The sequence below is a fragment of the Kitasatospora phosalacinea genome, assembly GCF_000716545.1.
GTDB classification, from domain to species: Bacteria; Actinomycetota; Actinomycetes; order Streptomycetales; family Streptomycetaceae; genus Kitasatospora; species Kitasatospora phosalacinea.
In genome coordinates, this window is the sequence record NZ_JNWZ01000106.1 from 1 (window position 1) to 12,248 (window position 12,248).

Consider the following 12,248-nt stretch of genomic DNA (forward strand, 5'->3'; position numbering starts at 1 on the left):
GCCCCGCCCCGCCCCGCCCCGCCCCGCCCCGCCGCCCCGGCCTCCGGCCGGGGTGATGGGCTAGGGTCCTCGGATGCTCGAGTCCGTGTCCCCGTCCTCTCGCGTGCGTGCCTCGTGAGTCTCGCCCGAGTCCTGATCGACGTCCGGCCGCTGCGGACCTCCCGCCCGTTCCGGCGGCTGCTGGTCGGGCGGACGGTGTCCGCCCTGGGCAGCTTCATGACCGTGGTCACCGTGATGTTCCAGGTGTGGGACCGCACCCGCAGCCCGGTGTGGAGCGGGGCGGTCGGCCTGGCGCAGGCGCTGCCGATGGTCGGGTTCGGCCTGTTCGCGGGGGCCTGGGTCGACCGGGCCGACCGGCGCCGGATCTACCTGTCGGGCAACGCGGGGCAGGCGGCCTGCTCGCTGCTGCTGGCGGTGCAGGGGTTCACCGGGCACGTGCCGGTGGCCGCGGTGCTGGGGCTGGTCGCCGCGCAGGCGTCCTTCGGCGCGCTGGGCGCTCCGGCGGCGGGGGTGTTCGTGCCGCGTCTGCTGCCGAAGGACCAGGTCGCGGCGGGGCTGGCGCTCAACCAGGCCACGGGGCAGGCGATGATGCTGCTCGGCCCGGCGGTGGCGGGCGTGGTGCTCGGCCGGTGGGGCGTCGGGGTGTGCTACCTGCTGGACGCGGCGAGTTTCGGCGTCTCCTTCGCCTGCGCGTTCGGGCTGCCGCCGCTGCCTCCGGTGGGCGGGGCGTCCCGGGCGGGCCTGGGCGGGGTGGCGGACGGGCTGCGGTTCCTGACGGGCCACCGGGTGGTGCGGGGCGCGCTGCTGACGGACCTGGCGGCGACGGTGCTGGCCATGCCGGTGTCGCTGTTCCCGCTGGTGAACACCGAGCGCTTCGGCGGGAACCCGCGCACCCTCGGACTGTTCCTGTCCGCACTGGCGGTGGGCGGGGTGGTCGCCACGGCGTTCTCCGGCCCGGTGACCAGGCTCGGCCGGCCGGGCCCGGTGATGCTGGCCGCCTCGGCGACCTGGGGCGGCGCGCTGGCCGCGTTCGGCCTGACGGACCGGGCCTGGACGGGGCTGCTCCTGCTGGCGGTGGCCGGCGGCGCGGACGCGCTGGCGGTGCTCGCCCGGACCACGATCGTGCAGACCTGCACCCCGGACGCGGTGCTCGGCCGGGTGACGGCGGCGGAGGCCGTCGTGGGGCAGGCCGGGCCGCAGCTCGGCAACCTGCGCGCGGGCCTCGTCGCGGCCTGGGGCGGGGCGGCGGCGGCGCTGGTCGGCGGCGGCCTGCTCTGCCTGGCGGCGGTGGGCGCGGTGGCCGCCTCGACGCCGCAGCTGCGCCGCGACGCGACGGGCACCGCGACCGCCGGTGGCGGTGGGGACGGCGGGGGCGGTGGGGACGACGGACGGGCGGCGGCCGGAGCCGGCTGAGTCCGGGGCCCGGAGCCGGTGCGTCGCCACCGGCTCAGGTGAACTCCTGCTGGCAGCGCTCCAGCCAGTCGAGCTCGGCCTGCAGGTGGAGGACTTCGCCCTCGATCAGCAGGCGGGAGACGTCGTGGTCGCGGGCCTGGTCCGCGGTGGCGTGCAGGCCGCGGATGGTGGCGAGGCAGTGCGAGCGCTGGAGGTCGATCAGGGTGCGCGGGTCGGCGAGGCGGGTGCGCGGGGCGAGGACGAGCTTGAGGAAGAACTCCTCGCGGACCTTGCCGCCCTCGGCGGGGCGGGCGAACCAGTCGGCGAGCGCGCGCCGGCCGTCGTCGGTGAGGGCGAAGACGCGTTTGGCCGGGCGCCCGTCCTGGGCGACGTCCTGGCCCTCGATCAGGCCGGACTTCTCCAGCCGGCCGAGCGTGACGTACACCTGGCCGTCGTTGGTGCGCGAGTAGGCCGGGCCGAACGTGGACTCCAGGGCGCGGCGGAGCTGGTAGCCGTGCGCGGGGCCGGCGGCAAGCAGCGCGAGGAGCGGAAGCCGCACTCGGGTGCTCCCTTCGAGGTGGGTGGGGGGAGTGCGCCGTGCGGCCGAACTTCGTCGGTCGTACGCCGGGCGGCTCTCCTTGGCTTTGCCCTACCCCGTTGTGCGCCCCCTTATTCGCCCTGATTCGCCCCGACTGTTGGCACTCGCCGTCCCAAGAGGTGACATCTTCATCCGCCGTCTCCTGGACATGCTCTTTGGCCTATACCTAACATCTAGGTATCCCCGAGGAACTGACGGTAGGTCAGGCGGGGTCCCGTGCCTGTCAGCGCGACCTCCCTCGCGCGCTCCCGTGAAGGTGACGCATGATCACTTCCGTCGTCCCGGCCGACCTGCCGCGCCCCACCGGCCCCCTCGGTGCCCTGGATGCCTCCACCGCCCTCACCGCGGACGGCACCCTCGCGGAGGAACGGGAGGCCCCGGCCGCCCCCGACACCCTGTGGTGGCGGGACGCGGTGATCTACCAGGTGTACGTGCGCAGCTTCCAGGACTCCGACGGCGACGGCATCGGTGACCTGCCGGGCGTGCGGGCCCGGCTGCCGTACCTGAAGCGCCTCGGCGTGGACGGGGTCTGGCTGAACCCGTTCTACCCGTCGCCGCAGCACGACCACGGCTACGACGTGGCCGACTACAAGGGCGTGGACCCGATGTTCGGCACCCTGGAGGACTTCGACCTGCTGGTCGAGGACTGCCGGAAGCTGGGCCTGCGCCTGGTGCTGGACACCGTGCCCAACCACTGCTCGGCTGAGCACCCGTGGTTCCTGGAGGCGCTGGCCGCCGCCCCCGGTTCGACCGCCCGGGCCAGGTTCCACTTCGCGGACGGCCGGGGCGAGGACGGCGAGCTGCCGCCGAACAACTGGCGGGCGATGTTCGGCGGCCCCGCGTGGTCCCGGATCACCGAGCCGGACGGCACCCCGGGCCAGTGGTACCTGCACATGTTCACCCCGGAGCAGCCGGACCTGAACTGGCGCAACCCCGAGGTGCCGGTCGAGTTCGAGAAGGTGCTGCGGTTCTGGCTGGACCGGGGCGTGGACGGCTTCCGGATCGACGTCGCGGCGGGCCTGTTCAAGCACCCGGAGCTGCCGGACTCCCCGGACCCGGACGTGGACGAGCGCACCCGCGACTCGGTCAACCCGCTGGCCTGGAACCAGCCCGAGGTGCACGAGGTGTGGCGCTCCTGGCGGGCGATCTGCGAGGAGTACACGGCGCTGGACGGCCGGCAGCGGCTGCTGGTGGGCGAGGCCTCGGTGCCGACCCCGGCCGAACAGGCCAAGTACGTCCGCGGCGACGAGCTGCACCAAGCGTTCTTCTTCCACCTGCTGCACGCGCCGTGGGACGCCGAGCACTTCCACCAGGTGATCGACGCGGCGGTGCGGGACATCACGGCGACCGGCTCGACCGTGACCTGGGTGCTGAACAACCACGACCAGGTCCGCACCACCACCCGCTTCGGCAGCCCCGAGCGGGCCCGGGCGGCGGCGCTGCTGATGCTGTCGCTGCCGGGCGCGGCGTACCTGTACCAGGGCGAGGAGCTGGGCCTGCCGGAGGTGGACGACCTGCCGGACGAGGTGATCACCGACCCGATCTTCCACCGCACCGGCAACCGCAAGGGCATCCGGGACGGCTGCCGCGTCCCGCTGCCGTGGGCCGGGGCCGAGGCCCCGTACGGGTTCGGCCCGGAGGGCTCGGCGCCGACCTGGCTGCCGCAGCCGGTCTCGTTCGCCCGGTACACCGCCGAGCGGGCGCTGGTCGACCACACCTCGGCGTACCACCTGTACCGGGAGGCGCTGCACCTGCGCCGGCTGCTGCCGCAGCTGGGCGAGGGGACGCTGCGCTGGATCGAGACGCCGCCGAACGTGCTGGCCTTCGTCCGGGGCGACGGTCTGCTGGTGGCGATCAACTTCGGCACCGTCCCGGCGCCCGCTCCGGTCACCGGGCAGCCGCTGCTCTCCTCGGGCCCGTGCCCGGCCGGGGTGCTGCCGCCGGCCACCACCGCCTGGTGGATCCAGCCGCGGCACTGACGCCCCGCCCTGGCCCTCTCCTCTTCTCCCCGTCCCTCCCCTCCCTCCCCTTCCCGACCGGGAAGGGGAGGGCCCCCAGGACACGCCCGGAACTCGCAGCAAACTCACACCATTCACCGAGTTTGACCGTCTGTTCCCGAGATATGGGGCATCGGTGACCCAAGCTTTACCTTTCGGTTGACCGAAATAACCCATTCAGGCGTTCACATCGTGGACATACCGTCGATGCGCGCAGGTCAGCCCTGGGACAATGGTGCAGACCACAGGTCCCACCCCGTCGGCCGGTGCGTGTCAGGCGCGCCGCCGGCGGTCCTCAACGGCGAGGAGGACCAGGGCGCTCCCGGGACGGGGGCGCCCGCGTGCACCATCCGCTCACGGAAGGTTGTGCCCGAATGCCGGCCACCCCCAGCTCTGCCGCGTCCACCGACGCCGGCGCCCGCCTGATCGAGCCGCTGTACCAGGAAGTCCTGCGCCGCAACCAGGGCGAGAACGAGTTCCACCAGGCGGTCCGCGAGGTCCTCGAAACCCTCGGCCCGGTGCTGGTGCAGCGCCCCGAACTCGTCGACGCCCGGATCGTCGAGCGGGTCTGCGAGCCCGAGCGCCAGCTGATCTTCCGGGTGCCGTGGTCCGACGACGAGGGCGGCATCCACGTCAACCGCGGCTTCCGAGTGGAGTTCTCCAGCGCGCTCGGCCCGTACAAGGGCGGCCTGCGCTTCCACCCCTCGGTCAACCTGGGCATCGTCAAGTTCCTCGGCTTCGAACAGATCTTCAAGAACGCCCTCACCGGCATGCCGATCGGCGGCGGCAAGGGCGGTTCCGACTTCGACCCCAAGGGCCGCTCGGACGCCGAGATCATGCGCTTCTGCCAGTCCTTCATGACCGAACTGCACCGCCACCTCGGCGAGTACACCGACGTCCCGGCCGGTGACATCGGCGTCGGCGGCCGCGAGATCGGCTACCTGTTCGGCCAGTACAAGCGGATCACCAACCGCTACGAGTCGGGCGTGCTCACCGGCAAGGGCCTGGGCTGGGGCGGCGCGCAGGCCCGCACCGAGGCCACCGGCTACGGCTGCGTGATGTTCACCGAGGAGATGCTGCGCACCCGCGGCGAGAGCCTGGCCGGCCAGCGCGTGGTGGTCTCCGGCTCCGGCAACGTGGCGATCTACGCGATCGAGAAGGCCCAGCAGCTCGGCGCGACCGTGCTCACCTGCTCCGACTCCACCGGCTACGTGGTCGACGAGAAGGGCATCGACCTGGCCCTGCTCAAGGAGGTCAAGGAGACCCGTCGCGGCCGCGTCTCCGACTACGCCGAGGCGCGCGGCCCGCACGTGAAGTACGTGCCCGGCACCGGCGTGTGGCACGTCCCCTGCGACGTGGCACTGCCCTGCGCCACCCAGAACGAGCTGCACGAGGCGGACGCCCTCGCCCTGGTCCGGGGCGGTGTCAAGGCCGTCGCCGAGGGCGCCAACATGCCCACCACCCCCGAGGCCGTGCGGGTCCTCCAGGAGGCCGGCGTGGCCTTCGCCCCCGGCAAGGCCGCCAACGCCGGCGGCGTGGCCACCTCGGCGCTGGAGATGCAGCAGAACGCCTCCCGCGACTCGTGGACCTTCGAGCACACCGAGGCCCGCCTCGGCGAGATCATGAAGCACATCCACGACTCCTGCTACACCACGGCGGAGAAGTACGGCAGCCCCGGCAACTACGTGGTCGGCGCGAACATCGCCGGCTTCGAGCTGGTCGCCGACGCGATGCTCGCCCAGGGCCTGATCTGACGGTCCCCCACGGAAGGTCCGGACCGCGCCCGTGGTCCGGACCTTCCGCGCGAACGGCCTTTCGCCATCAGGCCGCCCGCTCCCTCCCCCCGCACCGGACGCCTCGGGGGGGGGGGCGCTCCCGCCGCCGGTACGCCTGACACCCCGTCCGCCCCACGCCCCGGGCGGGCTGTTCGCGCAGGTTCCGGGGCGGTAGGTTGTGCCGTCACACCGCCGGCGGCGGGTACGCGCGGGGGAAAGGGCGGGCCGTCATGCCCGGGAAGCCCGGCAGGCCGGGGGCACGGCGCACGGGAGGACCGGACCGGACCAAGCACGGTGCGACACCCGCGCGCCGCGAGGGCCGCCGCCCGGCCGCGCGGCGACTGCCCCCGGCGCTGTCCGCGCTGCTGGGCGCCCTGCTCGCACTGGCCGGCCTCGCCCTCGGGGCGGGCGTGGTGGTCGGCAGCGCCTCCGCGATGGCCGGGATCCGGGCGGAGCACCGGCAGCCCGAGTTGCGGATGACCGTCACCGACTGCCACACCACCGGACGGTCCCGCAGCCTGACCAACCACTGCCGGGGCACCGGCGGCAGCGGCGGCCCCGCCCGGGAGCTGAGGTACGACGGCGCACCGCCGGACTACCGGGCGGGCACCGTCACGGAGGTCCGCTGCGCCGGGGACGGCTCCTGCACCCGGCTCGGCGTCGGTGACCACGTCCTGGCCCTCGCCTTCGCCCTGGGCGGCCTGCTGCCGGCCGGCGCCGCCCTGACCGGCCTGACCACCACCCTGCTGGGCGCCTTCGCCCCGGCCCGCGCCGCCGCCCTGCGCCGCCCCCGGACCGTCCGGACCGCCGCGCTCACGGCCGCCGCGGTGCTCGTCCTGGCAGCCGCCGCGTCCCTGCTGTACATGCTGACCTGACGCCTCGTCACCCGCCTGAGCCGACCAGCCGACCGCCTCGGGCGGGGCACCGGCAGCCGGGCGGGGTGGTGGCGGTGCGCTGCACGGACGGCGGCGACTGCCGGACGGGCCCGGCGGCCCGGTTCGGCCCGGGGGTGTCCGTCGGCGGGCACCGCAGCGGCCGGTCGCCCGCCACGCGCCCCGCTCCGGGGCCGTCCGGTCGGCCTCGGTCGGCGGGTCGCAACGGTCCGGGCCGCCGACCGCGGCCGACACTGGCCGGGTGAGCCCACCGCTTCCGCCGCCCGGCCGCCGCGCCGTCCTGCTCGCCGGTCTGGGCTGCGCCCTGACGGCCTGCTCCTCCCCCCGCCCGAACAGCTCCGCCACCCCGTCCGCCCCGTCCGCCCCGTCCAGTCCTGGCGCTCCGTCCGCCGCGCTCCCCTCGCCCGCCGCCTGGCAGCCGGGGCCGGGCGAGTTGCGGCCGGACGTCAAGCTGCGGGCCGTGCGGGTGGTGGAGGCGATCGGCGGGTGGCCGCCGGGCGGGCAGGGGGTGGCGGCGGCCCGGCAGCGGGTGGCGGCGCTCGGGGCGGATCCGGCGCTGGCCGAGCAGGCCGGCCCGCTGCTGGCGGACGCGCCGCAGGCCGCGCTGGAGGTGGTGTACGCCCAGTACGGCGGCCTGCTGACGGATTCGGCGAGCGTGCTGGTGGTGTGCCGGCAGTGGCTGGCCGGGCCGGACGGCGCGCCGGTGTCCGCCGGCAGCACGGTCGACGTCCGGCTGGGCGGCGCCGCGTCGCGCTGGGAGGTCACCGCGCTGCACCCGGCCGACCCGGGCCCGGCGGCCGCCGCCCCGGCCGATCCGGCGGTGCGGGTGCTGGCGCAGCCGCGGATCGTGCTGCCGCCGGCCGCGGTGGCGGACGTGCGCGCCGGGCAGGTGCACGGCCCGGTGCTGGAGGCGATGCTGACGCTGGCGGGGGCGTACGCCTTCGAGGTGAGCGTGCTGCGCTCGGGGCACCCGCTGCTGGTGTTCGGCACCGACCGGCCGAGCGACCACCCGCGCGGGCTGGCGTTCGACACCTGGCGGATCGAGGGGCACCCGGTGGTGGACCCGGCGACCCCAGCTGAGTTGGTGGAGTCCTTCATGCGGGCGGCCGCGGCGGCGGGCTCGTACAACGTGGGCGGCCCCCGGCCGCTGTCCGGCGGGCGGACGGCGAACCAGTTCTTCAGTGACGACACCCACCACGACCACGTGCACACGGGGTTCCGCGACTGACCCGGGCGGTCCGCCCCGACGTCGGCCGGGACGTTCCGGTTCGTCCGCGAAGTGGCTTGCGCTCCACTGCCGTACGGGGAGGACGTGCGCGCTCCCGTTCCGCCCGTGGGTTTTCCGTGCAGGTGTGTTCGTGTGGGTGGAGACGCGTGTGCAGGGAGTCACCGCGGTGGCGGGCGCGCTGCCGGTCGCGGAGGTCCCGGCACCCGCTCGGGGCGCCGGGACCTTCCGGGGCTCGCGCCCCGGGCGTCAGCAGGTGATGCTGCCCTTGCGCAGGGCGTGGCCGCTGGTGTTGCTGTCGTCCGACCAGTAGACGGGCTTGCTGCCGCCCGTGCACTCGTCGGCACCGGCCAGGGTGAAGCCCTCGTTGTTGATGTTCGACATGCCGGAGGGCCGGTCGTAGACCGCGGTGGGGGCGAACGCGCCGCTGCCGTTCACCCGGAAGGTGCGCAGCTGGCCGGAGCAGGTGTCGTCGCAGACCACCCACATCCGGTTGGCCTGCGGCTCCCAGGACAGCTCCATCACGCCGGCCATGCCGCTGCTGACGGTGGCGACCTTGGTGAAGCCACCGGCCTCCAGCAGGACGTAGCCGTAGACCGTGCCGCTGCCCTCGACGCCGACGAAGAACACGCCGCCGGTGTGCGCCCCGTAGCGGCTCGGGTCGTAGGCGGCGCCGGTGGAGGCGTCCTTGAAGCCCGCGCCGGTCAGGTAGCCGTCGGGCACCCAGGTGACGCCCTCCAGGCCGAGGTTGGAGCCGGTGGCGGGCAGGTCGGAGGTGAGGTTCCACTCCCGGGTGGCGGTCAGCGTGGTGCCGGTGCCGGAGACGTCGTAGCGCAGCACCGAGAGGCGGCTGGTGGAGGAGGAGTCGGCGTTGCGCTCGCTGGAGACGTACACGCCGCCGGCCGAGCCCGCGCCGGTCAGGGTGACGCCCTCGTCGTCGGGGGTGCCGGTGCCGCCGGTGAAGCGCAGCGACTTGCCTGAGCCCCAGCCGTTGGCGGTGTCGGGCTTCCAGCCGCCGGAGCCGTTCGGGACGAGCCGCCACAGCTTGCCGGAGTTCTGCGCGCCCCACATCACGCCGCCCTCCTGGTAGAGGCCGGACAGGTCGGAGCCGAACACGTTGGAGCCGTCGGCGGTGGTGACGCCGGAGCTGCCGGGCCAGGCCACCGGGCTGGTGGAGCCGCCCGAACCGCCGGAGCCGGCGCAGTCGTTGGCGGCGCCGAGGGTCAGCGTGGCGGTCTGGCCCCAGGCGCCGGTGCCGTCGGGGCAGCGCGACCAGGACGGGGCGGAGTGCGAGGTCCAGCTGAACGAGTCCACCAGGGTGGTGCCGTCGGCCAGGTAGAGCCGGGCGCTGTCGGAGGAGCCGAGGCCGAAGCTGCCGTGCACGTCGAAGGCCTTGAAGGCGCCGGGGGCGAGGGTGGTGCCGGAGGCGATGGCGTACTTGCTGCTGGTGCTGTCGCGCAGGATCCAGCCGGACAGGTCGACCGTCGCGGTGCCCTTGTTGTGGAGCTCGATCGAGTCGTTCACCGACCCGGTCGTCACCACCTCGTTGAGCCGGACGTCGTCGGCGGGCGCGGCGGCGGCGGGCCCGGCGGCCAGCACGCCCAGGCCGGCGGCCGGGAGGGCCGCGGCGGCCAGCAGCAGGGAGAGTCGACGGCGCCACTTGGGGGTGCGCGGTTGGGTCACGGATTCCGTCCCTCGGGTCGAGTGGGTGGGAGCACGGCGCCGCCCAACTTCCCGAGTCCAGCCCAACGAAGCCCCACCGCGGCCCGGCCCGCTCATGAACGCCCGACGAACCCCCGCACCGCGCCGCTCCCGGGGGGCGTCCGCCACGCGCCGACCCACCTCACGGTCGCCTCGCCCGCCGGTGCGCGCCGCGTCCTCCCGATCGCCGAAGCCGGCTGGATCCGCCGTCGACGCCGTCACTGACGGGCACGGGAACCCCCGCCGGGGCGAACGACGTTGGCCGGCCGGGCGGAGGGTGCTGGTGCGTTGCCGTTCCGGGTACAACCGCTCCGGCCTGGTGGTCGCGCAGGCGCTGGTGGAGCCGGGGGTGGGGAGCGCCGGGGCGGTGCGGCTGGTCCGGGCGCGGCGTTCGCCGTGGGCGCTGCACAACGGCCTGTTCGTCGAGTACCTGGACGTCGGGTCGGACACCGCGCGGCTGCTCGTCTCGTTGGACGCCTCCTGACCCCGGCGGCCCGCCGTCCGGGGACGGCGGGCCGCTTGGCGGAAGCTTTCTGCGGGTGGGTCAGTGCCTGCGGCCCCGGCGGCGCAGCAGGAGGGTGCCGGTGGCGAGGGCCGCGGCGGCGGTGGCCGCGGCGAGCGGGAGGCCGGGGCCGGCGCCGGTCGCGGGCAGTTCGCCGCCCGGGCCGGTGGGGGACGGGGCGGGCCGGGTCCGCGAGGCGCTGGGGGACGGGCTGGGGCCGGTGTTCGGGCTGGGACTGGTGGACGGGCCGGGGCTGGGGGACGGGCTCGGCGAGGGGCTGGGGGCGGGCTTTCCGGTGCCGCTGGGGCTGGGCGAGGGGCTGGTGCTCTCGCAGTCGATGACGGCGTCGAACGGCCAGTAGTGCAGTTCCCCGGCCACGATCGACGTGCCGCCGGCCAGCGGCCCGGCGTCGTAGGCGCGGGCGATGACGTCGCCCTCGAGGTTGGAGGCGTTGACGTCCTTGAGGTGGGCGTTCGGCGCGTAGACGGTGCCTTCCAGGGAATCGCCGCTGGCCATGGTGAGGTCGGTGGCGTCCGGGAAGTCCCACAGCACGTACGGGGCCTGCGGGCCGCTGATCCCCGCCGTGTTGGGGTTGTCCCAGACGAACACGCCGCCTTCGGCGGTGGTGTCGGTGACGATCAGCAGCGGGGTGTCCTTGGTGGGCTGGTCGTGGAAGTTGATCTCGCTTAGCGCGTTCATCTGCTGGCCCGTCAGGTGCAGCACGTTGGTGCGGCCGGGGGTGAGCGTCAGGTGGCCGATGACGCCCGGCGGGTAGGGGCCGTCGGGCAGCGGGTTGCCAGCGTCGTCGAGGAGGGTGACGTTCTGCGCACAGGCCGCCATCATCCGGGCGCGTTCGCGGAAGACCTCGAAGGCGCTGGTGAAGTCGATCAGGCCGGGCGCCGGTCCGACCGAGGCGAGCGGCTGGTCCAGCGTCATCTCGATCCGCGGCACCGAGTTGTGCACCGCACCGGAGGCCACCACCTGGGTGTTGACCTGGGCTCCGTTGACGTCCCGGTCGACGGCGTGCGCGCCGGTCAGGTCGCCGATCTTGGTGTAGCCGCCGCTGAGCACCTTCAGCACCCCGCCGGGGGAACTGCCGGCGAAGTCGACCCGGCCGCCGACCACCAGCGCGGCCGGGTGGTCGTCGCCGGGGGCGGTGAAGGTGCCGGGGGTGTGCAGGCTGACGTTGTAGCCGGAGCCGAAGGTGAGGTTGCCGCCGGTGGCGATCGGGCCCTCGGCTTCGGTGCTGCCCAGCGTGGTGTTCTGCTCCACGAAGGCGTTGTAGCCGAGGTTCCCCTCGACCGGGTTGCCGATCGAGGCCCGCTTGGAGCCGACCGCGACGGCTGACGGTGACAGCAGGGCCGGGACGAGCACGGGTGTGGTGGCGAGGCCGAGCGAGAGGGCCGCGAGGGCCAGGGGGCGTACGGACATAGCGGGAGATTAGGTGGGTAAAGCGGCGAATCTCACGCAGCCACGCGGCACTTCCCCGGACGGCGGCACCCCCTCGGACGGGGCGTCGACGGCACGGCGCCGCTCACTTGGCGAATTCGGAGCCGGCGCCCGGGAACCCCCGCCGAACCGGTTCCGGCACGAACCGGCTCGCTCCCGGCACTCCTCCACTGCCGGACGCCTCCGCCGACCGGCTCATCGGAGCGCCATCCGGGGCTTGAGTTCCCTAACCCCGTCGACCGGCGGCCGCGCCACAGCACCCCGGGCGGCTCCGAACGCCCTCCCCGGCGCGCCCCGGCCACCGCCCGTCACCACCGGACGGCGGGGCCGACGGGCACCCCCTCCCCCGCGGTTTCCCGCCACCGGGCACCGTCCGCGCACCGACCGGAATCTGACGTCACGCCAGGTCGCCCCGGCCGGGCGGGCGGCGACGGTGGCCGGATCCCGCCATCCGCCAACTGCCCGCCGGTGGCAAACACTTGCCAATTGGTATAGGCCAATCGTAGCCTTCGGACGGTTCGCGGTGTGCAGGGTCCACATCGCGCCGCCCCGGGGTCGCTCCCCGCGGCCCGCGGGCAGGCGTGCCCGCTCCTCCCCCACCATCGACCCGACCTTCCCGAGGAGTCTCAATGACCGAGTCAAGCTGCCTGCGCGTCCGGATCGGGGGTGAAGATCCGGTTGTCGCGCAGGAGTGCCCACAGGACGCTGACGCGTCG

General features: G+C 74.7%; 8 protein-coding genes and 1 pseudogene. 6 read left to right on the plus strand and 3 right to left on the minus strand.

Features of this window, described 5'->3' with window-relative positions:
• The first annotated feature begins 114 nt into the window (after positions 1–114).
• On the plus strand, positions 115–1,413 hold the full coding sequence (locus tag OO48_RS32685) for an MFS transporter (RefSeq protein WP_081952561.1): 1,299 nt from the start codon (positions 115–117) through the stop codon (positions 1,411–1,413).
• A gap of 34 nt (positions 1,414–1,447) precedes the next feature.
• Here OO48_RS32685 and OO48_RS32690 read toward each other — a convergent pair whose 3' ends face one another.
• Complete coding sequence (locus OO48_RS32690; RefSeq protein ID WP_033222981.1) at positions 1,448–1,951, minus strand: PadR family transcriptional regulator; 504 nt, start codon at positions 1,949–1,951, stop codon at positions 1,448–1,450.
• A 302-nt stretch (positions 1,952–2,253) separates the two neighbouring features.
• On the opposite strand from OO48_RS32690, the gene OO48_RS32695 reads away from it, so the two are divergent.
• The 4 genes from OO48_RS32695 (at position 2,254) to OO48_RS39425 (ending at position 7,883) form a co-directional block, all read left to right on the plus strand.
• Positions 2,254–3,969 carry a glycoside hydrolase family 13 protein gene (locus OO48_RS32695; RefSeq protein WP_245194897.1) on the plus strand — a complete coding sequence of 572 codons (1,716 nt, stop codon included), beginning with the start codon at positions 2,254–2,256 and terminating at the stop codon, positions 3,967–3,969.
• Positions 3,970–4,361: 392 nt separating this feature from the next.
• Complete coding sequence (gene gdhA / locus OO48_RS32700; protein ID WP_033222983.1) at positions 4,362–5,741, plus strand: NADP-specific glutamate dehydrogenase; 1,380 nt, start codon at positions 4,362–4,364, stop codon at positions 5,739–5,741.
• A gap of 251 nt (positions 5,742–5,992) precedes the next feature.
• Positions 5,993–6,637 carry a hypothetical protein gene (locus OO48_RS35620; protein ID WP_051733320.1) on the plus strand — a complete coding sequence of 215 codons (645 nt, stop codon included), beginning with the start codon at positions 5,993–5,995 and terminating at the stop codon, positions 6,635–6,637.
• 259 nt (positions 6,638–6,896) lie between these two features.
• Positions 6,897–7,883 carry a hypothetical protein gene (locus OO48_RS39425; protein WP_033222988.1) on the plus strand — a complete coding sequence of 329 codons (987 nt, stop codon included), beginning with the start codon at positions 6,897–6,899 and terminating at the stop codon, positions 7,881–7,883.
• A 246-nt stretch (positions 7,884–8,129) separates the two neighbouring features.
• Here OO48_RS39425 and OO48_RS32720 read toward each other — a convergent pair whose 3' ends face one another.
• Positions 8,130–9,563 carry a lamin tail domain-containing protein gene (locus tag OO48_RS32720; RefSeq protein ID WP_425338612.1) on the minus strand — a complete coding sequence of 478 codons (1,434 nt, stop codon included), beginning with the start codon at positions 9,561–9,563 and terminating at the stop codon, positions 8,130–8,132.
• Positions 9,564–9,849: 286 nt separating this feature from the next.
• Here OO48_RS32720 and OO48_RS32725 point away from each other — a divergent pair.
• Positions 9,850–10,065 (plus strand): annotated as a pseudogene (locus OO48_RS32725) (protein phosphatase); the annotation flags it as partial.
• 60 nt (positions 10,066–10,125) lie between these two features.
• Here the strand turns inward: OO48_RS32725 and OO48_RS34710 are convergent.
• Positions 10,126–11,514: a choice-of-anchor A family protein gene (locus OO48_RS34710; RefSeq protein WP_051733322.1), complete on the minus strand. Its 1,389-nt coding sequence runs from the start codon at positions 11,512–11,514 to the stop codon at positions 10,126–10,128.
• Positions 11,515–12,248: the final 734 nt, after the last annotated feature.

Bases quoted from the DNA above. Each gene is read 5' to 3' on its own strand.
- gdhA (WP_033222983.1), top strand. From the start codon at position 4,362: ATGCCGGCCACCCCCAGCTCTGCCGCGTCCACCGACGCCGGCGCCCGC.
- OO48_RS32695 (WP_245194897.1), top strand. From the start codon at position 2,254: ATGATCACTTCCGTCGTCCCGGCCGACCTGCCGCGCCCCACCGGCCCC.
- OO48_RS35620 (WP_051733320.1), top strand. From the start codon at position 5,993: ATGCCCGGGAAGCCCGGCAGGCCGGGGGCACGGCGCACGGGAGGACCG.
- OO48_RS34710 (WP_051733322.1), bottom strand. From the start codon at position 11,514: ATGTCCGTACGCCCCCTGGCCCTCGCGGCCCTCTCGCTCGGCCTCGCC.